At 64.0% G+C, this 22168-nt stretch carries 10 protein-coding genes, 2 tRNA genes and 3 rRNA genes; 13 read left to right on the top strand and 2 right to left on the bottom strand.

Annotation, left to right across the window (positions count from 1 at the left end):
• Positions 1–81 precede the first annotated feature (81 nt).
• Positions 82–2559, top strand: coding sequence for a GH92 family glycosyl hydrolase (locus tag ACCQ13_RS20330; protein WP_104603285.1), 2478 nt, complete (start codon positions 82–84; stop codon positions 2557–2559).
• 204 nt (positions 2560–2763) lie between these two features.
• Here ACCQ13_RS20330 and ACCQ13_RS20325 read toward each other — a convergent pair whose 3' ends face one another.
• Complete coding sequence (locus ACCQ13_RS20325) at positions 2764–4179, bottom strand: amino acid permease (protein ID WP_104603356.1); 1416 nt, start codon at positions 4177–4179, stop codon at positions 2764–2766.
• A 436-nt stretch (positions 4180–4615) separates the two neighbouring features.
• Here ACCQ13_RS20325 and ACCQ13_RS20320 point away from each other — a divergent pair, with 436 nt between their 5' ends.
• From ACCQ13_RS20320 to ACCQ13_RS20265, 12 genes are all read left to right on the top strand, one after another.
• Positions 4616–6778: a lytic murein transglycosylase gene (locus tag ACCQ13_RS20320; protein WP_159407880.1), complete on the top strand. Its 2163-nt coding sequence runs from the start codon at positions 4616–4618 to the stop codon at positions 6776–6778.
• Between the two features lie 232 nt (positions 6779–7010).
• Positions 7011–8276, top strand: a complete 1266-nt coding sequence (locus tag ACCQ13_RS20315) for a TCR/Tet family MFS transporter (RefSeq protein WP_159407879.1) — start codon at positions 7011–7013, stop codon at positions 8274–8276.
• Between the two features lie 99 nt (positions 8277–8375).
• On the top strand, positions 8376–8969 hold the full coding sequence (locus ACCQ13_RS20310; RefSeq protein WP_274392023.1) for a biliverdin-producing heme oxygenase: 594 nt from the start codon (positions 8376–8378) through the stop codon (positions 8967–8969).
• On the top strand, positions 8966–10870 hold the full coding sequence (gene bphP, locus ACCQ13_RS20305) for a bacteriophytochrome BphP (RefSeq protein ID WP_104603281.1): 1905 nt from the start codon (positions 8966–8968) through the stop codon (positions 10868–10870). The genes ACCQ13_RS20310 and bphP overlap by 4 nt, the downstream gene beginning before the upstream one ends.
• Positions 10871–11700: 830 nt before the next feature.
• Positions 11701–13247, top strand: a 16S ribosomal RNA gene (locus tag ACCQ13_RS20300).
• A gap of 92 nt (positions 13248–13339) precedes the next feature.
• Positions 13340–13415: transfer RNA gene (locus ACCQ13_RS20295), tRNA-Ala, on the top strand.
• Between the two features lie 19 nt (positions 13416–13434).
• Positions 13435–13511 (top strand) — tRNA-Ile (locus ACCQ13_RS20290).
• A gap of 228 nt (positions 13512–13739) precedes the next feature.
• Positions 13740–16620: ribosomal RNA gene (locus tag ACCQ13_RS20285) — 23S ribosomal RNA — on the top strand.
• A 170-nt stretch (positions 16621–16790) separates the two neighbouring features.
• Positions 16791–16905 (top strand): 5S ribosomal RNA (gene rrf, locus ACCQ13_RS20280).
• Together the 16S, 23S and 5S rRNA genes with 2 tRNA genes alongside form the textbook arrangement of a ribosomal RNA operon.
• Positions 16906–17096: 191 nt before the next feature.
• On the top strand, positions 17097–17912 hold the full coding sequence (mutM, locus tag ACCQ13_RS20275; protein WP_104605644.1) for a bifunctional DNA-formamidopyrimidine glycosylase/DNA-(apurinic or apyrimidinic site) lyase: 816 nt from the start codon (positions 17097–17099) through the stop codon (positions 17910–17912).
• A 50-nt stretch (positions 17913–17962) separates the two neighbouring features.
• On the top strand, positions 17963–19057 hold the full coding sequence (locus tag ACCQ13_RS20270) for a DUF4380 domain-containing protein (RefSeq protein ID WP_159407878.1): 1095 nt from the start codon (positions 17963–17965) through the stop codon (positions 19055–19057).
• A gap of 69 nt (positions 19058–19126) precedes the next feature.
• A complete protein-coding gene (locus ACCQ13_RS20265; RefSeq protein WP_159407877.1) occupies positions 19127–20728 on the top strand; it encodes an OpgD/OpgG family glucan biosynthesis protein in 1602 nt (533 codons plus the stop codon).
• A gap of 72 nt (positions 20729–20800) precedes the next feature.
• Here ACCQ13_RS20265 and ACCQ13_RS20260 read toward each other — a convergent pair whose 3' ends face one another.
• Complete coding sequence (locus tag ACCQ13_RS20260; protein WP_104605648.1) at positions 20801–22045, bottom strand: GAF domain-containing sensor histidine kinase; 1245 nt, start codon at positions 22043–22045, stop codon at positions 20801–20803.
• Between the last annotated feature and the right edge of the window lie 123 nt (positions 22046–22168).

Genomic DNA, 22168 nt, shown 5'->3' with positions numbered 1-22168 from the left:
GATGCGCGCGCCGGGCATCGCGTCGGGCCATGCGTCATTCCACCGGCGGCGCTGGCCGCCCGCTCCCTTGAGGTGTCCTGCATGCGTTCTGCCGTTGCATCCGATCGTTCGTTGTTTCCTGCATCCGGCGTCCCGCTGTGGCGCCGCGCCGCCGCCAGCCTGTGTCTGCTGGGCATGGTGATTGCGCCACCGCTGGCCGCGCAGGACCCGGCGCAGGTCAACACTTTCATCGGCAGCAAAGACGATGGCAATACCTTCCCCGGCGCGTCTGCCCCGTTCGGCCTGATCCAGGTCAGCCCGATCGGCGCGCACTACGCCGGCTGGCGCTACGACGACCCCAGCATCCGCGGCTTCGGGCACTCGTTCCTGTCCGGTGCCGGCTGCTGGGAGCAGGGCGGGCAGGTCTCGGTGTTGCCGGTCACCGGCCGCATCGGCCCCGGTGGCGACTTTGACACGGGTGATGCCAAGACCTTCGACCAGAAACGTTATGCGGCGCGCTATACGCACGCCGGCGAAGTGGGGCAGGCCGGCTACTACAAGGTGCGGCTCACCGACTACGGCGGCATCGACGCCGAGGCCAGCGCGCTCACCCGCGCCGCCGCCGAGCGCTACACCTTCGCGCCCGGCGCCGACACCGGCCATGTGCTCATCAACGTGGCCCAGGCCAACGACCGCCATGTGGTGATCGGCAGCCAGGTGCAGCTGGTCGGCGACCGCGTGGTCGAAGGCAAGCTGGTCACGCAGAGTTTTTGCGGCGGCCACGAATACACCACCTGGTTCCGGCTGGAATTCGACCGCCCGTTCACCGCGCACGGCATCTGGGGCGAAGACGGCGGCGTGCCCGGCGCGCGTCACGGCATGGGCGGCGAACTCAAACCCAATGGCGCCTGGCTCAGCTTTCCACTGGGCAAGGACAAGCACGCGCGGGCGGTGACCGTGGTCAGCGCCATTTCGCACGTGGATGCCGAAGGCGCCCGCACCAATCTGCGCGCCGACGGCATGCAGGGCGGCACACTGCTGAGCCTGGAGCAGATGCGCCAGCGCGCGCAGCAGGTCTGGCGCACCGAACTGGCCAGCCTGCAGCTGGAGGGCGCCACCAAAGATGACCGCAGCGTGGCCTATACCGCGCTTTACCACGCGCTGTTGCAACCGCTCACCGGCAGCGATGCCGATGGACGCTATCGCGGCTACGACGATGCCATCCACCGCGCCGAGGGTTGGACCTACTACGAATATTTTTCGCTGTGGGACACCTATCGCTCGCAGAACCAGTTGCTGGCCTTGCTGCGCCCGCAGCGCGCGCGCGATATCGGCCGCTCGTTGCTGGCCATCCACCAGCAGGGTGGTTGGCTGCCGCGCTGGGGCTATGCCAACTTTGATACCAACATCATGACCGGCGACCCGGTCACTCCGTTCCTGGTCGATCTATGGCGCTTCGGCGCGCTGCAGGGCCGCGAGGCCGAGGCCTACGCCGCGCTCCGCCAGAACGCCTTCGGCCAACCGCCGATCAACTCGCGGCATTCCGGGCGATCGGGCAATGCGCATTATCTCGCCAATGGCTTCGTGCAATACGACCGCGCGTTTCCCTCCAAGGGCATGGACGTGGACCCGCACCACGGCGGCTCGGCCACGCTGGAATACGCGCTGGCCGATTGCGCGCTGGCGCAGATGGCCCACGCCCTGGGCCATGCCGACGACAGCACGCAGCTGCGCGCGCGCGGCAGCAACTGGCACAAGGTCTGGGATGCCACCGTGCGCGATGCCGACACCGGATTTGCCGGCTTCCCGCGTCCGCGTCTGGAAGACGGCAGCTGGTACGCACCGTCCAACGACCAGTACAGCCCACGCTCGCAGCACGGCTTCCATGAAGGCACCGCCTGGCAATACCAGTGGCTGGTGCAACAGGACATCCCCGGCATGCTGCAGGCCATGCACGGCACCGAACAGGCAGGCAAACGCCTGGACACCTTCTTCGCCTACGACGACCTGCTCAAGGACCCGCTCAATGGCGCACGCACGCACTGGGTGGTCGGCCCGTACAGCTATTACAACCAGTACCGCTACAACCCCAACAACGAGCCGGACCTGCATGTGCCGTGGATGTATACGCTGATCGGCCAGCCGTGGAAGACCGCCACCGTGGTGCGTGCCGCGCAGCAGTTGTTCACCAACGCGCCCAATGGCGTCACCGGCAACGACGACCTCGGCACCATGTCGGCCTGGTACCTGTTCAGCGCTTTGGGCCTGTATCCGGCGGTACCGGGCAGCGGCCAATTCCTGCTGCACACCCCGCGCTTCAAGCGCGCCACGCTGGACCTGGGCAATGGCAAGCGCCTGCGCATCGACGCCCCCGGCGCCAGCGGCCGCGCGTTGCAATACGTGCAAGGCGTGCGTCTCAACGGCAAACCGCAGCCGCAGGTGTTCCTGGATTGGGCGCAGTTGCAGCAGGGTGGCACGTTGTCGTTTGCGCTCACCGAGCAGGCACCCACGCAAGGCTGGGGCACCCAGGCGGATGCGTTGCCGACCTCGTTCTGCGCCACACCTGCAGCGGCGCAGTGACCGTATTCGCTGCTGGAGCCCCTCTCCCCTCGGGAGAGGGGTTGGGGTGAGGGTACGCGGCAAAGCCACTGACCAAGGTGGATGACACGAGGCTTCGCCCGTCCCCTCATCCGGCCCTTCGGGCCACCTTCTCCCCCATGCAGGGGGGAGAAGGGATTGGTCAGCATCGCGCAATCCAGCTGGAAGCGTCCTCTCGAAAACGCCTCACTTCGCCTGATTCAACCGGCTATTGCGCCGTCCATACACCAGATACACCACCACGCCCAGCGCGTTCCACAGCAGGAACCACCCCTGCGTCTTGCTGGGCAGGCTCCAGAACAGATACAGACAGCCCAGGATCGCCACCGGCCCCACCACCCAGGCCAGCGGCGTGCGGAACGCCCGCGCACGGCCAGGCTCGCGCACGCGCAGCACCAACAGGCACGCGGCCACCGCCGTGAACGCTGCCAACGTGCCGGCGTTGGCCAACGCGGCAATCTCGTCCAGCCGCGCCACGCCTGCCAATGCCGCCACCAGCACCGCCGTGAACAGGGTGATCGCCACCGGCGTGCCGGTGCGCGCATTGACCCTGGACAAGCCGCGCGGCAACAGCCCGTCGCGCGACATCACGAAGAAGATCCGGCTCTGCCCATACAGGAACGCCAGCAGCACCGTCGGCAATGCAATGATCGCCACCGCACCAATCACCAACGCCGCCTTGCCGTGGCCTAGCTCGCGCAGGATCAGCGCCAGCGGCTCGGGACTCTTGCCGAACACGCTGAAGCTCATCGCCCCGACCGCCGCCAGTGCCACCAGCACGTAGATCAGCGTGCAGCCGATCATCGAGCCAACGATGCCGATCGACAGATCGCGCCCGGGGTTCTTGGTCTCTTCGGCCGCAGTGGAAATGGCGTCGAAGCCATAGAACGCGAAGAAGATGATCGCCGCCGCCGCCATCACCCCGCGCTCCACGCCATCGGGCCCCATCGCCTTGGAGAAGCCGTACGGCATAAACGGCTGCAGGTGCGCGCTGTCGAAGGCCGGCAAGGCAATCGCCACGAATACGCCCAGCGCGATGATCTTCAGCACTACCAGCACCGCGTTGAGCGTGGCGCTCTCTTTGGTGCCGGCCATCAGCATGCCGGCGACCAGGAAGGTGATGACCACCGCCGGCAGGTTCACGATGCCGCCGGCATGCGGCCCGGCAATCAGCGACTGTGGCAGCTCCACCCCCAGCCATTGCAGGAAGCCGACGAAGTAGCCGGACCAGCCCACCGCCACCGTGCTGACCACCAGCGAATATTCCAGCACCAGGCTCCAGCCCACCACCCAGGCGATGCTCTCGCCCAGCGCGGTGTAGCTGTAGGTATAGGCGCTGCCGGCGGCCGGCATCATCGTGGCCATCTCTGCATACGCCAGTGCCGCGCAGGCGCAGACGATGCCGGCGGCCACGAATGACAACAGCACCGCCGGGCCGGCCTTGTCGGCGCCCACGCCGATCAGGGTGTAGATGCCGGTACCGACGATGGCGCCGATGCCGAGCGCAATCAGGTGCGGCCAGCTCAGGCTGCGGACCAGTTGCCGGCCGGCCTCGTGCACGGTGACCTGATCGATGGATTTGCGCCGTAGCCAGGACGACATGCGGACCTCGAAGAACCAGAAGAATTCACCAGTTTGGCGCAATGCAGCGCAGCAAAGCTATCCAACCGAGGTCACGCGGGCAGCGCACCCGTGCGGGCTGACCGCCGTGGTCGGGCCAGCCCGCGCAACAAACCTCGCCGCGTGCGGCAGAACGGCGGGCCGCTGCCGCGCTGGCCGTTCGACCACTGCCCGCCGGCCCCGCAGCGCGGGCAACCGCCGTGCCACTGCCTGCCGCCGTGCCACGCTCGGCCAACGGTGTGCAGCTTGCTGCTGCGCCAACGGCCCGCAGCAGGCGCGCGCGACCTGCGCAGCGCGCCGCCATCGCCACCGGCCTGCACGCCCGCGCCCGGCCAGGTTGGCTATCCTCGCCCACCGACTTGCCGCCAACAGGAGTGCCGCACCGCATGACCTCCATGCACCCGCCGGCCCCCCGGCCATGACGCCGACACGGCGCGCGTTACCGCTGTTGATCGCCTTGCTGCCTGCCGTCGCCTGGGCCGATGCGGTCTTCGACCGTTGCCTGGCCGGGCTGCAGACCCAGGCCGCCGCCAAGGGCGTGGATGCCGCCAGCTTCCAGCGCTTCACCGCTGGCCTGGCTCCGGACCCCAGCGTGCTGCCGCTGCTGGACGCGCAACCGGAGTTCACCACCCCCATCTGGGACTACCTGGCCAGCCTGGTGGATAGCCAGCGGGTCAGCGACGGCCAGGCCATGTTGCTCACCCACCGCGCGCTGTTGACCCGGTTGTCCGGGCAGACCGGCGTGGACCCAGCCACCATCGTCGCGGTCTGGGGTGTGGAGAGCGACTATGGCCGGGTCACCGGCAAGCGCCCGCTGCTGGTGTCGCTGGCCACCTTGTCGTGCGCCGGCCGCCGCCAGCCATTCTTCCGCGGCGAATTGATCGCCTTGCTCGGTTTGTTGCAGCAAGGCGACCTGTCGCCGGAGGGCTTGACCGGCTCCTGGGCCGGTGCCTTCGGGCAGACCCAGTTCATGCCCTCGACCTACGCGCGCATCGCGGTCGATGGCGACGGCGACGGCCACCGCGACCTGGTCGCCAGCATTCCCGACGCGCTCGCCTCCACCGCCAACTACCTAGTCAAGGCCGGCTGGGAGCGCGCCCGCCCCTGGGGCATGGAGGTGCGCCTGCCGCCCGGCTTCGACGCCAGCAAGGCCGGCCGCACCCGCCGCCAGCCGTTCCAGGCCTGGCAAAAGAGCGGTCTGCTCGGCACCGATGGCCAACCGCTCGCCCCGAGCGGGCTGCCGGCCGAGACACCCGCCGCCTTGCTGCTGCCGGCCGGCGCCGCCGGCCCGGCGTTCCTGGTGTTCCGCAACTACGACGCGATCTACGCCTACAACGCCGCCGAAAGCTATGCGCTGTCGATCGCGCTGCTGGCCGACCGCCTGCGTGGCGGCCCTGGCCTGGCGGTGGCCTGGCCCACCGACGACCCCGGCCTGGGCCGCCCGGAACGCCGCGCGCTGCAACAGTTGTTGCTCGCCCGCGGCCACCAGATCGGCGAGGCCGACGGCATGGTCGGCAGCGCCACCCGCCGCGCCATCCAGGTCGAGCAGACCCGCCTGGGCCTGCAGCCGGCCGACGGCCGCCCCGGCCAGCGCATCCTCACCGCCCTGCGTGCCGCCCCACCGCTCACCGGCCTGGCGGCCGTGCGCGGCACCGCCTTCAAACTGCCGGCCGCTTATCCCGCATTCGCCCAATCTCCCATCGTCCACAAGGCATCCCCCATGTCCGACACCACCGGCCTAACCACAGGCGACTTCCACGGCTTCCCCTCGCTGCTGATCGACACCCCGTTCTCCACCGCCGCCATCAGCCTGTTCGGCGGTCAGCTGCTCTCGTTCGTGCCCAAGGGCGGGCAGGACGTGCTGTGGCTGTCGCCCATCGCCAAGCAACCGCCCACCCCGATCCGTGGCGGCGCCCCGGTGTGCTGGCCGTACTTCGGCCGCCAGGACCAGACCGGCGAAGTCCCCGCGCACGGCTTCGTGCGCACCGTGCCGTGGCAGCTCATCGACAGCCACCGCGAAGACGACGGCAGCGTGGTGCTCACGCTGGCTCCGCCGACCTTCGACGACCTGGCCTTGCGCCTGCGCATGACGCTGCATATCGGCCGCACCGTGCAGCAGCGCCTGACGACCGACAACACCAGCAACGCCCCGGTGCGCTTCACCCAGGCGCTGCACACCTATTTCCGCGTCGGCGATGCCCTGAAGGTCAGCGTGCAGGGCCTGGACGGCCTGGACTACCTGGACAAGTACGAACACTACGCCACCACCCACCGCCAGCAAGGCGACTGGCACCTGCGCGACCCGCGCGATCCCGGCCGCAGTGACCGCATCTACGTCAACGCCGGCGGCCGCTACACGCTTACCGACCCGGTCCTCGCCCGTCGGATCGTCATCGCCACCGAAGGCAGCCGCTCGCTGGTGGCCTGGAACCCGGGCGAGGACGCCGGCAAGAAGATGGCCGACGTGGGCGAGGGCTGGCGCGACTACGTCTGCCTGGAAGCGGCCAATGCCGGCCCGGACGTGATCGACCTTGCCCCCGGCACCAGCCACACCCTGACCCAGACCATCAGCGTCGAATAAGGCGCCGCAGATGCCCCTCTCCCGCTCACTCCCTTCTCCCGCCTGCGGGAGCAAGGCCACTTCCGACTCCCTTCTCCCGCTTGCGGGAGAAGGTGCCCGAAGGGCGGATGAGGGCCACAGCCAACCCAAGCACCCAGCACAAGACACCACCCAGCCCAGCGGCTACATCCCCGCCGGCATCTGCCTCTCATCCACAGCTACACTGCCGGCCTCATCCTTCCCGGTCTGCGCGATGACCCTCCCACCCGATTCCGCTGCAGTCCCGGGCCGGCGCCGCGCTGCACTGATCTTCATCTTCATCACCGTGCTGATCGACGTGCTGTCCTTCGGCGTCATCATCCCGGTGCTACCGGATCTGGTGCGGCATTTCACTGGGGGCGACTACGTGGTGGCCGCTGGCTGGATCGGCTGGTTCGGCTTCCTGTTCGCGTCCATCCAGTTCGTCTGTTCGCCACTGCAGGGCGCGCTCTCCGACCGTTTCGGCCGCCGCCCGGTGATCCTGCTGTCGTGCCTGGGCCTGGGCCTGGACTTTATTTTGATGGCCATCGCCCACAGCCTGCCGATGTTGCTGCTGGCGCGGGTGATCTCCGGCGTGTGTTCTGCCAGTCTTTCCACCGCCACCGCCTACATTGCCGACGTCACCCCGGCCGACAAGCGGGCGGGCGCATTCGGCCTGCTGGGCGCGGCGTTCGGAATCGGTTTCGTCGCCGGTCCGCTGATCGGCGGTTGGCTGGGCAGCATCGGCCTGCGCTGGCCGTTCTGGTTTGCTGCCGGGCTGTCGCTGGTGAATGTCCTGTACGGGTTCTTCGTACTGCCCGAATCGCTCCCCGCCGACCGTCGTACCGCGCGGCTGGAATGGTCGCATGCCAATCCGCTTGGCGCGCTCAGGCTGCTGCGACGCTACCGGCAGGTGTTCGGCCTGGCCTCGGTGGTGTTCCTGGCCAACCTGGCGCACTACGTCTACCCCAGCATCTTCGTGCTGTTCGCCGGCTACCAATACCACTGGGGTCCGCGCGAAGTGAGCTGGGTCCTGGCCGGGGTGGGGGTGTGCAGCATCCTCGTCAACGTGGCCCTGGTCGGTCGGCTGGTGCGCTGGCTGGGCGAACGCCGCGCGCTGCTGCTTGGCCTGGGCTGCGGGGTGATCGGCTTTGTCGTCTATGGCTTGGCCGACAGCGGCCGCATGTTTCTGATCGGGATTCCGATCAGTGCGTTGTGGGCCGTCGCCGGCCCGGCGGCGCAAGCACTCATCACCCGCGAAGTCGGCGCCGACGCGCAAGGCCGCGTGCAGGGTGCGTTGACCAGCTTAATCAGCCTGGCCGGCATCGTCGGGCCGTTGCTGTTCGCCAATGTGTTCGCCTGGTTCATCAGCCAGGGCACGTCCCTGCATCTGCCCGGCGCACCCTGGCTGCTGGCCGGCGTGTTACTGGCCGTCGGTTGGGCGATGGCGTGGGCACGTGCCGGCCGCCCGCAGAGCCCGGCCGCTGTGGAGGGGCGTTGATGGCAACGGATTCATCCGGCGCTTGCGCCTGCTTTTTCTGATTTGCGTCTGCGCTGCTAGGCTGGCGTCTTCCGTGCTGCGGCACTGCCTCGACTTTTTATGCGTTTGGACACCCAGGCGGTTCCATCATCGGCCGCACGCGCGCTGCGCGATGCCACCCAGGACACGCACCGTCTGGTCGAGGCGGTGCCGCTGATGCAGGCGCTCGGCCACGGGCAGATCGACCGCAATGGGTATGCCACGGTCCTGCGCCGGCACCATGCCTTGCTGGCCGGCTTCGAAGAGCGCCTGAGCGACTGGTTGAACACCCTGGTTGGTAGCGGCTGGCCCTATCGTCGTCGCGTGCCGGCCCTGAGCGCGGATCTCTACACGCTCGCGCAGGCACCGGATGCGCCGCTGCCACCGCCGGCCAGCGACGACGATGCCGCGCGCTGGGGCATGCTGTACGTGATCGAAGGATCGCAGCTGGGCGGCCGGGTAATCGCCCGCCACCTGCGCCGCCATCGCCCCGCATTGGCCGGTGCCTTGCAATATTTCGAGCTGGCAGACGAAGATCCTGCAGGCTGGTGCCGTTTCCAGAGCGTACTCGACCATCGCCTGGACTCGCCGCGCGCGCGCGCGGCCGCCATTGAAGGCGCACAGGCCATGTTCACTCACTTCCATACCTGCCTCGCAGCGGAGCCACACGCGTGACCCAGACCACCGAACCCCTGGATATGGATGAGTGCGCGCGCGAACCGATCCACATCCCCGGCCTGATCCAACCCTACGGCGCGCTGTTGGTGATCGAGCCGGCCGATGGCCGCATCGTGCAGGCCAGCAGCACCGCCGCCGATCTGCTCGGCGTGCCGTTGGAATCGCTGCTGGGCATGCCCTACACCCAGGTGCTGGAGGTGCCCGAGGCGCAGCCCTTCGCGGTGGACGAACAAGCGCAGCACCTGCTGCATGCCGAAGTGCGTTTCCCCGCGCGTGCCACGCCGCCCGAACATGCCTGGGTGGCTGGCTGGCATCTGTATCCGGAGCAATGGCTGGTCGAGATCGAGCCGCGCGACGCGCGCCTGATGGACGTCACCCTGCGCGAGGCGTTGCCGCTATTGCGCAGCATCGAGCGCGACCCCGGCATCGCCGAAGCCGCCGTGCGCGCGGCCAAGGGTCTGCGCAGCATGATCGGCTTCGACCGGGTGATGGTCTACCGCTTCGACGAAGAGTGGAACGGCGACGTCATCGCCGAAGCCCGCCAGCCCGAGCTGGAGGCTTACCTGGGCCTGCATTACCCAGCCAGCGACATCCCCGCGCAGGCGCGCGCGCTGTACCTGCGCAACCGCGTGCGCCAGATCGCCGATGTCGGCTATCAGCCGTCGCCGATCCAGCCCACCCTGCATCCGCGCCTGGGCACCCCGGTGGACCTGAGCGATGTCAGCCTGCGCAGCGTCTCGCCGGTGCATCTGGAATACTTGGCCAACATGGGCGTCACCGCCACGCTGGTGTCCTCCATCGTCGTCAATGACGCGCTGTGGGGGCTGATTGCCTGCCACCACTACAGCCCGCACTTCACCAGCCACGCCATGCGCGATGCCACCGATGCGGTCACTCGCGCGCTGGCCGGGCGCATCGGTGCGTTGCAGGCGGTGGCGCGTGCGCGGCTGGAATCGGTGCTGCTGACCATCCGCGAAAAGCTGATTACCGATTTCAACGATGCCGATCAGATGACCGTCGAGATGCTGGCCGACATGGCACCGGATCTGATGGACGTGGTGGATGCCGACGGCGTGGCCATCTTCCATGGCAGCGAGATCAGCCGCCATGGCAATGCGCCGGATGTCGAGGCGCTGCGGCGGATCCGCGACCACGTCGAATCCAGGCATCACAAGGCCCTGCGCGAGGATGCGGTGGGTGCCCTGCATGTGGATGCCATCGGCGAGGTCTTTCCGGAGTTGGCCGATCTGGCGCCGTTGGCGGCTGGCTTCATCTTCGTCCCGCTGATGCCGCAATCGCGCAGCGCCCTGCTGTGGACCCGCCGCGAGCAGGTGCAACAGATCAAATGGGCCGGCAACCCGCAGCTGGCCAAGCTGGCGGACATTCCCAACTCGCGGTTGTCGCCGCGCAAGAGCTTCGACCTATGGCAGCAAACCGTCTGCGGCCGCGCGCTCCGGTGGTCGCCGCTGCATCTGGAATCGGCCCGTAGCCTGCGGGTGTTGATCGAACTGATGGAGCGCAAGCGCTTCCAGCAGGACTTCAGCTTGCTCGAAGCCTCGCTGTCGCGCCTGCGCGACGGCGTGGCCATCATCGAGCGTGGCCTGCACAGCAGCGCGCACCGGCTGATGTTCGTCAACCCGGCGTTCGCCGAGCTGAGCCAGACCGAGGTCGCCGAGCTGATCGGTTGCGACATTCTCGCGCTGCTGGCCGACGATGCCGCCAAAGCCCGGGTCGAGGTGTTCGAGGACGCCCTGCGCGTGGGGCGTGCCGCCTACGTCACCTTGCCGCTGCGCACCCAGCATGGCCCGCCGGTCTATCGCCAGTTCCATCTTGAACCGTTGCCCAGCCCCAGCGGCGCCACTGCGCATTGGCTGCTGCAACTGCGCGACCCCGAATAAGCGGCGCCCACCTGCCAGCGGCGGCAGGCAGGGCCGCATTACGCCGAAGGCTGCGGCCGCAGCGCCAGCACCCTCAGCGTGCCGGCCATCAGCCCCCGGAACGCCGCGCCGACCCCGCCCAGGGGTAGCCCCGGGGCAGTGACCAAGAAGGTGATCGCCACTGCCCGTCTTATCTATTGCTATGAATCTGCGTTGAGACGTGAGCCGGCGGTGGGCTTGTCTGCCACCCAAACCAGGGCGATGTCATGCCAGTGTCAAAAAGTGCTTGCGCTTCTGCACAGGCTCGCTAAACTGCGCAACCTCGCTCAGGACGGCGGCGCTTCTCCAAGCACCGCAGCAACGAACGAGGGGTTTCGAAAACACCGACAAGGTATTGACGAAACGCAAAACCCGGCTATGATGGTCGGCTCGCTACACGGAAAGCTGCTTCGGCAGAGTGAAGTGCGGCAGCGGCAACCTCCTCTTCACGAGGGGTTGACGAGGATGAAAAGCCTGCTAATATGGCCGGCTCGCTTCGCAGAAAACCTTCGGGTCGACACGAAGCAGCGTCAACCACCTGAGATTGAGGTGTTGACGGCAAGAAAAAGTCCGCTATAATGGGCGGCTCGCTTCGACGGAAACGACGAAGCTGACGGGAACGGCGCTGAGGCCACTTCCCAATGTTCTTTGACAGTGTGCGCAGGTAATTTGTGCGGACGCCTGCAGGAAGGATGATTGTCCATCTTGCAGACGTTTAATCAAAAAGCAACATATTAATTGCTTTGCAAGCGATAAGTTGTCAGTGGTTGAACTTCTGCAGCTAAGAGTATTGACCTTCGGGTCTGTAATTTTAAGTGAAGAGTTTGATCCTGGCTCAGAGTGAACGCTGGCGGCAGGCCTAACACATGCAAGTCGAACGGCAGCACAGTAAGAGCTTGCTCTTATGGGTGGCGAGTGGCGGACGGGTGAGGAATACATCGGAATCTACTCTTTCGTGGGGGATAACGTAGGGAAACTTACGCTAATACCGCATACGACCTACGGGTGAAAGCGGAGGACCTTCGGGCTTCGCGCGATTGAATGAGCCGATGTCGGATTAGCTAGTTGGCGGGGTAAAGGCCCACCAAGGCGACGATCCGTAGCTGGTCTGAGAGGATGATCAGCCACACTGGAACTGAGACACGGTCCAGACTCCTACGGGAGGCAGCAGTGGGGAATATTGGACAATGGGCGCAAGCCTGATCCAGCCATGCCGCGTGGGTGAAGAAGGCCTTCGGGTTGTAAAGCCCTTTTGTTGGGAAAGAAAAGCAGTCGGTTAATACCCGATTGTTCTGACGGTACCCAAAGAATAAGCACCGGCTAACTTCGTGCCAGCAGCCGCGGTAATACGAAGGGTGCAAGCGTTACTCGGAATTACTGGGCGTAAAGCGTGCGTAGGTGGTGGTTTAAGTCTGTTGTGAAAGCCCTGGGCTCAACCTGGGAATTGCAGTGGATACTGGGTCACTAGAGTGTGGTAGAGGGTAGCGGAATTCCCGGTGTAGCAGTGAAATGCGTAGAGATCGGGAGGAACATCCGTGGCGAAGGCGGCTACCTGGACCAACACTGACACTGAGGCACGAAAGCGTGGGGAGCAAACAGGATTAGATACCCTGGTAGTCCACGCCCTAAACGATGCGAACTGGATGTTGGGTGCAATTTGGCACGCAGTATCGAAGCTAACGCGTTAAGTTCGCCGCCTGGGGAGTACGGTCGCAAGACTGAAACTCAAAGGAATTGACGGGGGCCCGCACAAGCGGTGGAGTATGTGGTTTAATTCGATGCAACGCGAAGAACCTTACCTGGTCTTGACATCCACGGAACTTTCCAGAGATGGATTGGTGCCTTCGGGAACCGTGAGACAGGTGCTGCATGGCTGTCGTCAGCTCGTGTCGTGAGATGTTGGGTTAAGTCCCGCAACGAGCGCAACCCTTGTCCTTAGTTGCCAGCACGTAATGGTGGGAACTCTAAGGAGACCGCCGGTGACAAACCGGAGGAAGGTGGGGATGACGTCAAGTCATCATGGCCCTTACGACCAGGGCTACACACGTACTACAATGGTAGGGACAGAGGGCTGCAAACCCGCGAGGGCAAGCCAATCCCAGAAACCCTATCTCAGTCCGGATTGGAGTCTGCAACTCGACTCCATGAAGTCGGAATCGCTAGTAATCGCAGATCAGCATTGCTGCGGTGAATACGTTCCCGGGCCTTGTACACACCGCCCGTCACACCATGGGAGTTTGTTGCACCAGAAGCAGGTAGCTTAACCTTCGGGAGGGCGCTTGCCACGGTGTGGCCGATGACTGGGGTGAAGTCGTAACAAGGTAGCCGTATCGGAAGGTGCGGCTGGATCACCTCCTTTTGAGCATGACGTCATCGTCTTGCGGGCGTCCTCACAAATTACCTGCATTCAGAGATTCATACCGGCACAGGTCGGTATGCGAAGTCCCTTTTGGGGCCTTAGCTCAGCTGGGAGAGCACCTGCTTTGCAAGCAGGGGGTCGTCGGTTCGATCCCGACAGGCTCCACCATATTGAGTGAAAAGACTTCGGGTCTGTAGCTCAGGTGGTTAGAGCGCACCCCTGATAAGGGTGAGGTCGGTAGTTCGAGTCTACCCAGACCCACCACTCTGAATGTAGTGCACACTTAAGAATTTATACGGATCAGCGTTGAGGCTGGTACGTGTTCTTTTATAACTTGTGACGTAGCGAGCGTTTGAGATATCTATCTAAACGTGTCGTTGAGGCTAAGGCGGGGACTTCGAGTCCCTAAGTAAATTGAGTCGTATGTTCGCGTTGGTGGCTTTGTACCCCACACAACACGGCATGTGACCCTGAGGCAACTTGGGGTTATATGGTCAAGCGAATAAGCGCACACGGTGGATGCCTAGGCGGTCAGAGGCGATGAAGGACGTGGTAGCCTGCGAAAAGTGTCGGGGAGCTGGCAACAAGCTTTGATCCGGCAATGTCCGAATGGGGAAACCCACTGCTTCGGCAGTATCCTGCAGTGAATTCATAGCTGCTGGAAGCGAACCCGGTGAACTGAAATATCTAAGTAACCGGAGGAAAAGAAATCAACCGAGATTCCCTAAGTAGTGACGAGCGAACGGGGAACAGCCCTTAAGCTGGAATGGCTTTAGAAAAACAATCTGGAAAGATTGGCCATAGAAGGTGATAGCCCTGTATTTAAAAGGGCCACTCCAGTGAAGACGAGTAGGGCGGGGCACGTGAAACCCTGTCTGAATATGGGGGGACCATCCTCCAAGGCTAAATACTCCTGACCGACCGATAGTGAACCAGTACCGTGAGGGAAAGGCGAAAAGAACCCCGGAGAGGGGAGTGAAATAGATCCTGAAACCGTGTGCGTACAAGCAGTAGGAGCTCGCAAGAGTGACTGCGTACCTTTTGTATAATGGGTCAGCGACTTACTGTTCGTGGCAAGCTTAACCGTATAGGGGAGGCGAAGGGAAACCGAGTCTGATAAGGGCGCATAGTCGCGGGCAGTAGACCCGAAACCGGGTGATCTAGTCATGGCCAGGGTGAAGGTGCCGTAACAGGTACTGGAGGCCCGAACCCACGTCTGTTGCAAAAGACGGGGATGAGCTGTGATTAGGAGTGAAAAGCTAATCGAACCCGGAGATAGCTGGTTCTCCTCGAAAGCTATTTAGGTAGCGCCTCGGACGAATACTACTGGGGGTAGAGCACTGTTATGGCTAGGGGGTCATCGCGACTTACCAAACCATTGCAAACTCCGAATACCAGTACGTACTATCCGGGAGACACACGGCGGGTGCTAACGTCCGTCGTGAAAAGGGAAACAACCCAGACCCACAGCTAAGGTCCCAAATTCACTGCTAAGTGGAAAACGATGTGGAAAGGCATAGACAGCCAGGAGGTTGGCTTAGAAGCAGCCACCCTTTAAAGAAAGCGTAATAGCTCACTGGTCGAGTCGGTCTGCGCGGAAGATTTAACGGGGCTAAGCAGTGAACCGAAGCTTGGGGTGCATAAAACTTGTTTTATGCGCGGTAGAGGAGCGTTCCGTAAGCCTGCGAAGGTGGATTGAGAAGTCTGCTGGAGGTATCGGAAGTGCGAATGCTGACATGAGTAACGATAATGCGGGTGAAAAGCCCGCACGCCGAAAGCCCAAGGTTTCCTTGCGCAACGTTAATCGACGCAGGGTTAGTCGGTCCCTAAGGCGAGGGCGAAAGCCGTAGTCGATGGGAAGCAGGTTAATATTCCTGCACCTCGCGTGAGTGCGATGGAGGGACGGAGAAGGTTAGGTGTACCGGGCGTTGGTTGTCCCGGGGAAAGGCGGTAGGTTTGGATCTTTGGCAAATCCGGGATCCTTTAAGACCGAGCACCGAGACGAGCCTTTATGGCGAAGTCACTGATACCACGCTTCCAGGAAAAGCTCCTAAGCTTCAGCTCACGAAGACCGTACCGTAAACCGACACAGGTGGGTAGGATGAGAATTCTCAGGCGCTTGAGAGAACTCGGGTGAAGGAACTAGGCAACATGGCACCGTAACTTCGGGAGAAGGTGCACCCTTTTTGGTGGCTCGTGCGAGCTATAGCTGAAGAGGGTCGCAGAAACCAGGCCGCTGCGACTGTTTATCAAAAACACAGCACTCTGCAAACACGAAAGTGGACGTATAGGGTGTGACGCCTGCCCGGTGCTGGAAGGTTAATTGATGGGGTCAGCCGCAAGGCGAAGCTCTTGATCGAAGCCCCAGTAAACGGCGGCCGTAACTATAACGGTCCTAAGGTAGCGAAATTCCTTGTCGGGTAAGTTCCGACCTGCACGAATGGCGTAACGACAGCGGCGCTGTCTCCACCCGAGACTCAGTGAAATTGAAATCGCTGTGAAGATGCAGCGTTCCCGTGGCAAGACGGAAAGACCCCGTGAACCTTTACTATAGCTTTACACTGAACGTTGAGTTCGTCTGTGTAGGATAGGTGGGAGGCTATGAAACTGTGGCGCTAGCTGCAGTGGAGCCATCCTTGAAATACCACCCTGTCGTGCTTGACGTTCTAACCTAGATCCGTTATCCGGATCAGGGACCGTGTATGGTGGGTAGTTTGACTGGGGCGGTCTCCTCCTAAAGAGTAACGGAGGAGCACGAAGGTACGCTCAGCGCGGTCGGACATCGCGCACTGTGTGCAAAGGCATAAGCGTGCTTGACTGCAAGATCGACGGATCAAGCAGGTACGAAAGTAGGTCTTAGTGATCCGGTGGTTCTGTATGGAAGGGCCATCGCTCAACGGATAAAAGGTACTCCGGGGATAACAGGCTGATACCGCCCAAGAGTTCATATCGACGGCGGTGTTTGGCACCTCGATGTCGGCTCATCACATCCTGGGGCTGTAGTCGGTCCCAAGGGTATGGCTGTTCGCCATTTAAAGTGGTACGCGAGCTGGGTTCAGAACGTCGTGAGACAGTTCGGTCCCTATCTGCCATGGGCGTTGGAAGTTTGAGAGGGGCTGCTCCTAGTACGAGAGGACCGGAGTGGACGAACCTCTGGTGTTCCGGTTGTCACGCCAGTGGCATTGCCGGGTAGCTATGTTCGGAAGCGATAACCGCTGAAAGCATCTAAGCGGGAAGCGCGCCTCAAGATGAGACTTCCCGGGGCACAAGCCCCCTAAAGGAACCATGTAGACTACGTGGTTGATAGGTCAGGTGTGTAAGTACAGCAATGTATTGAGCTAACTGATACTAATGATCCGTGCGGCTTGACCATATAACCTCAAGTTGCCTTGGTCCCAACGAACGTTGGTAGATCATCAAATGCAAGCTACGTCACAAGTTAACTATGCGAGGCTGAGCGCCGTAGGTGCTTCCATACGCAAACGCTTGCACACCCGTGCTCACGTTTGAGGAAGCAGCAACTGGCGACGCTCCAACCGTCTCCCTGGTGAAATTAGCGCTGTGGAACCACCCGATCCCATCCCGAACTCGGAAGTGAAACGCAGCTGCGCCGATGGTAGTGTGGCTCAAGCCATGCGAGAGTAGGTCATCGCCAGGGGCTTTTCCCCAAACCCTCAGTCCAACAGGACTGGGGGTTTGTTCTTTTTGCCCCACTCCAAATCCTCCACCTCATCAAAACCTACGCATGGCCGGGCTGGTGCGCTGGTGCGCTGGCTCTGGATTGTTTTTGCCCCGCACACCTCCATCTTGAAGTTGGCCGGTACATGACCGGCGTCGCTGGATGCCCCGATGCCGGAGTTGCCTGAAGTCGAAACCACCATGCGTGGCCTGGCACCGCACCTGGTCGGGCAACGCATCCATGGCGTGATCCTGCGCCGTGCGGATCTACGCTGGCCTATCGCCGAGCAGATCGAGCGCCTGTTGCCCGGAGCCGGCATCACCCAGGTACGGCGCCGCGCGAAGTATCTCCTGATGGATACCGACGCTGGCGGCAGCGCGCTGCTGCACCTGGGCATGTCCGGCAGCTTGCGCGTGCTGCCCGGCGATACGCCGCCGCGTGCGCACGATCATGTGGATATCAGCCTACAGGACGGGCGGGTCTTGCGCTTCAACGACCCGCGCCGGTTTGGATGCCTGCTGTGGCAATCGGAGACACAAGTGCACGAATTGCTCGCCGCGCTCGGTCCCGAACCATTATCGGAGGCATTTACCGGCGATTATCTGTATGCGCTGTCGCGTGGCCGCCGTGCTGCCGTCAAGACGTTGCTGATGGATCAAGCGGTGGTCGTCGGTGTCGGCAATATCTACGCTGCCGAGAGCCTGTATCGGGCAGGAATCAGCCCCTTGCGGGAGGCCGGCAAGGTCTCGTTGGAGCGCTATCGACGGCTGGCCGCGGCGGTGAAGCAGATCCTCGAATACGCGATACAGCGCGGCGGCACCACCTTGCGCGATTTCATCAGTCCGGACGGCGCACCTGGCTACTTCGAGCAAGAGCTCATGGTGTACGGGCGAGACGGGGAACCCTGCAAGCAATGCGGACGCGAACTCAAGCATGCCATGATCGGCCAGCGGGCCACGGTCTGGTGCGCCGGATGCCAGCGTTGACCGCCGCCGCAGTCCTGCAATCGCCCGACCCTGTAAAGCGGAAGGCCTGCATGAAGGATGGCTGGGGTGTATTGGCGTGCATTGCCATGGCCGGCGTGCTGGGCTGGCCGGCGCTGGCCACCTGCGCGCCGCCGCACGACGCGCCTGCAGCGGTCGAACGGATTGGTCTCTCCAACGAGGTGATCGAGCTGACGGCGACACCTGCATTCGGTGGACGGATCCTGGCGTTCCAGCGGGTGGGCCATCCCAATGTGCTGAAGATCGGTACGGCGGTCCAGCAGCAGCCGGATCCCGAACTGTCCGCCAGCGCCGGCGATATCGCCTATCTGGGCCATGATGTGTGGGTTGGTCCACAAAGCCAGTGGTGGCTGCATCAGTCGGTCAATCCGCAACGCAAGGCGGCCGGCGCGGTGTGGCCGCCCGATCCCTATCTGTCGCTGGCAGCCACACGCATCGCTGCGCGCACGGCGCGGCAGTTGCGCCTGGAAGGCGTGGCCAGTCCGGTGAGCGGGGTGCAGCTGCGCAAGCGCATCGCCCTGTCGTCGGCGCGAGCGGATACCGTGGAGGTGCACGCCAGTGCGCGCAATATCCGCGAGGAACCAATCGCCTGGGACCTGTGGTTCAACACCCGGGTGGCGGCGAGTACGCGCGTGTTCGTGCCGGTGGCACAGGTGGCGGATATCCGCGTGCAGCCGCCTGCCGATGCCGGGACCGTGGCGCCGCGCTATCAGCTGCACGATGGCCTGTTGGCACTGCGCGCCGAGCCGCATGCCGATGGCGCGACCCAGCGCGGCAAGCTATTGCTGCAACCTTCCGCGGGCTGGATGGCCGGGTTCGCCGGGCAGCAGGTGCTGGTGATCCGCTTCGCGCATCAGCCGGCAGCGCGCATCCACCCCGAACAAGGACAGGTGGAACTGTATCTGGATGCCCCGGCCCGCCACCCGGAGCGCGGACTGCTGGAAATGGAAGTCCATGCCCCCTATCGCACGCTCGCGCCCGGTGCGCAGATGCAGGCGCAGGAGCAGTGGACCCTGTTGCACTACAGCGGTGCGGATACGCCCCAGGCGCAACGGGAGTTCCTGTGCAGGCAGGCCACCGCGCTGGATCTGCCGCATGCCTGCGCTGGGTCGGCAACACCACATTGAGTGGCGCATTCACGCACACGCCGGGGTATGGCTATGATGTCGCCCATTCCACCAGTCAGATCGATGCGCATGCAACGACGCCACTTCCTCAAGAATGCCGCTGCCGCCCTGGCCGCGCTCGGCCTGCCGGCGCTCCCGCAGTGGGCATTGGCGGCCAAGGCAGTGGGGTTGCGTCGCCTCGGTCAGCCGCAGCCCTTCGACTACGGTTGGCTCAAGGGCCAGGCGCGTGCGTTGGCGGCTGCGCCCTACAAGAGCCATAAGCAGGTATTGCCTGGCCCGCTGGAATCGTTGAACTGGGATCAATACCAGTCGATCCGCTACCGCCAGGACCACGCCTTGTGGGCCGACGGCCATGGCAAGTTCCAGGCGAAATTCTTCCACCTGGGGCTGTATTTCCACACCCCGGTGCACCTCTACGACATCGTCGATGGCAAGGCGCAGCAGCTGGCCTACGATCCGGCTGCGTTCGACTACGGCAGCAGCGGGCTGGGCGGCAAGCAATTGCCCAAGGACCTGGGGTTTGCGGGCTTCCGGCTCAATACCCGCAAGGACACCGAGCGCGATTTCTCCGCGTTCCTGGGCGCGAGCTATTTCCGTGCGGTGGGCAAGGAAGGGCAGTACGGCCAATCCGCGCGCGGTCTGGCCATCGACACAGGTACCGGTGGGCCGGAAGAGTTCCCGGATTTCATTGCCTATTATCTGGAGCAGCCGGCCGACGATTCGGACACGGTGGTGGTGTATGGCCTGCTGGATTCTCCCAGCGTGGCCGGCGCGTACCGCTTCGCCATCACCAATGGCGAGGTGCTGGTCATGGAGATCGACAGCGCGCTGTATCCGCGCAAGGCGATCGAGCGGCTGGGGATCGGCCCGTGCACCAGCATGTACCAGGTTGGCGAGAACGACCGCCGCATGGATTGGGACTGGCGCCCGGAAATCCACGACACCGACGGCCTGGCGATGTGGACCGGCGGCGGCGAATGGATCTGGCGGCCGTTGTGCAACCCGCCGCAGCTGCGCTTCAACATGTTCGTGGACGAGAACCCGCGCGGCTTCGGGCTGCTGCAGCGCGATCGCAACTTCGACCACTACCAGGACGACGGCGTGTTCTACGAGAAGCGCCCCTGCCTGTGGGTGGAGCCGAAGGGCAGTTGGGGCAAGGGCTCGGTGCAGCTGGTGGAAATTCCCACCGTGGACGAGACCTTCGACAACATCGTGGCGTTCTGGAATCCGCAGGCCAAGCCGCAGCCCGGGCAGGAACTGCTGATGGGATATCGGCTGTACTGGGGCGCCCGCCCGCCCGCCAGCTCGCCGCTGGCGCACTGCGTGGCAACCCGTACCGGGCTGGGCGGCATCGTCGGGCAGAAACGCACGCATTTCTCGTGGCGCTTTGCGGTGGACTTCGTCGGGGGCGAGCTGGCGGCGCTGGGCAGGGACCCCAAGGCGAAGGTGGACGTGGTGCTGCAGGTATCGCGTGGCGCCACCGAAATCGTGTCGGCGCGGCCGTTGCACGAACTCAAGGGCTACCGGGCGATGTTCGACCTGGTGCCGCCGGACGAGGGCACCCGGCAGATCGATATCCGCCTGTACCTGCGCGCCAACGGCAAGCCACTGACCGAGACCTGGCTGTACCAGTGGACGCCGCCGCCGGTGGGCGAACGCAAGCTGTTTTGAGGCCTTGTGGCGGTGGGCGGCGATGGCGCCCACCGCCCCTCAGGCACCGGGCGCGCGCATCAGCGTGCTGCCTCAGTGCGAGGCGCCGTCCTTGACCAGCTGCATCCGCGCCCGCGGACGTTGGCAGGCCAGCTCGACGCGGAAGCAGGTGCCCTTGTTGCCGCTGATGATGCGCAGTTCGCCCTGATGGGCATGTGCGATCTGCGCGGCCATGTGCAGCCCCAGGTCGACCTCGGGCAAGGCCAGCCCGGCGGTGTGCACGTGGGTGGAGGCATGCAGCACGTCCAGCCGACGCGGATCGATGCCATCCAGGTTGCAGACCTCCACACGCAGGCGGCCCCGCTCGGTGACCGCCACTGCCTTGATCAACGAACTCTGCTGCCCCTGCACCACCGCGTTGATCATCATGCTGCCAAACATCTGCGCCAGCCGCACCGCGTCGCCATGCACCGGCTCGTCGATGGAGACATGGGTGGACAGCACCTGGTTGGGATAGGCCGCGCGGGTTTCGTCGACGACCTGCGACAGCGCGTCGGACAGGTCGCTGCCATTGCCGTAGTCCATCTGCAGCCAGTCGCGTTCGATCCCACGGGCGAAATCGCAGGCGAAGTCGATCAGTTCCTCCATGCGCTGCAGGCTGCGCTGCAGCGAGCGGATGGATTCGCCTTGACGTTGATTGATCGGGTCGATGGTCAGCGCATCCACCACCGCGAGCATGGACTGCAGCGGATTGCGCAGATCGTGCCCCAGAATGCCGATGAATTCTTCGCGTAGCCGCGCCGAGGCCCCGGCGCGTCCGAGTTCGCTGCGTGCGCGCTGCGATTCCTGCGCACTTTCCTCGGCACGCTGCTCGGCCTGGATCTGTGCGGCCAGCAACTGCGCGAGCAGCTCGACCTTCTCCACCAGCTGCCGATCCATGACCCGTGGTAACGGATCCAGCGCACACAGGGTGCCGAACACGCTGCCGTCGTCGAAACGGATCGGCACCGATACATAGCTTTCGAAGCCGTACAACCGCGGCGAAGGGTGGTCGCGGTAGACCGGGTCGTCCGAGGCATGGCCGAACCAGACGGCATTGCCCTTGACCCGCACGCTGTCGCAGAACGTGGTGGCCAGCGGCAGTTCGTCGCCAGGCTTTAGACCGAAGGACAGCTCGTCGCGCACCAGGCAGGTGATCCAGCGCGCTTCGGTCACACGCGCGACTGCGGCAAAGCCCATGCCGGTCAGACGCGTGAGGATGCCCAGGACATCGGGAACCGAGGAAAGTCGGCCAACGCGCGCGATATCGGCGCGAAGCTCAGCGGGAAGCGGACCCATGTAATGCCTCCCAAGGAGTGGACAGTCGCCAGTTTACAGGACGGCAGTTGGGCCCGGAGGTATACCAGGCCGCCTCCATGCAGGCATAACGATACGCCTGTCAGTCGATGTCGGCGATGGTGG

The sequence above is a fragment of the Xanthomonas sp. NCPPB 1638 genome (genome assembly GCF_041475635.2).
GTDB classification, from domain to species: domain Bacteria; phylum Pseudomonadota; class Gammaproteobacteria; order Xanthomonadales; family Xanthomonadaceae; genus Xanthomonas; species Xanthomonas cucurbitae.
Note: the sequence above shows the minus strand (reverse complement) of the source record. Positions and strands in the feature narration are given on the sequence as shown.

Coding starts and splice junctions, on each gene's coding strand:
- ACCQ13_RS20330 (WP_104603285.1), top strand. CDS start 82: ATGCGTTCTGCCGTTGCATCCGATCGTTCGTTGTTTCCTGCATCCGGC.
- ACCQ13_RS20325 (WP_104603356.1), bottom strand. CDS start 4,179: ATGTCGTCCTGGCTACGGCGCAAATCCATCGATCAGGTCACCGTGCAC.
- ACCQ13_RS20320 (WP_159407880.1), top strand. CDS start 4,616: ATGACGCCGACACGGCGCGCGTTACCGCTGTTGATCGCCTTGCTGCCT.
- ACCQ13_RS20315 (WP_159407879.1), top strand. CDS start 7,011: ATGACCCTCCCACCCGATTCCGCTGCAGTCCCGGGCCGGCGCCGCGCT.
- ACCQ13_RS20310 (WP_274392023.1), top strand. CDS start 8,376: ATGCGTTTGGACACCCAGGCGGTTCCATCATCGGCCGCACGCGCGCTG.
- mutM (WP_104605644.1), top strand. CDS start 17,097: ATGCCGGAGTTGCCTGAAGTCGAAACCACCATGCGTGGCCTGGCACCG.
- ACCQ13_RS20270 (WP_159407878.1), top strand. CDS start 17,963: ATGAAGGATGGCTGGGGTGTATTGGCGTGCATTGCCATGGCCGGCGTG.
- ACCQ13_RS20265 (WP_159407877.1), top strand. CDS start 19,127: ATGCAACGACGCCACTTCCTCAAGAATGCCGCTGCCGCCCTGGCCGCG.
- ACCQ13_RS20260 (WP_104605648.1), bottom strand. CDS start 22,045: ATGGGTCCGCTTCCCGCTGAGCTTCGCGCCGATATCGCGCGCGTTGGC.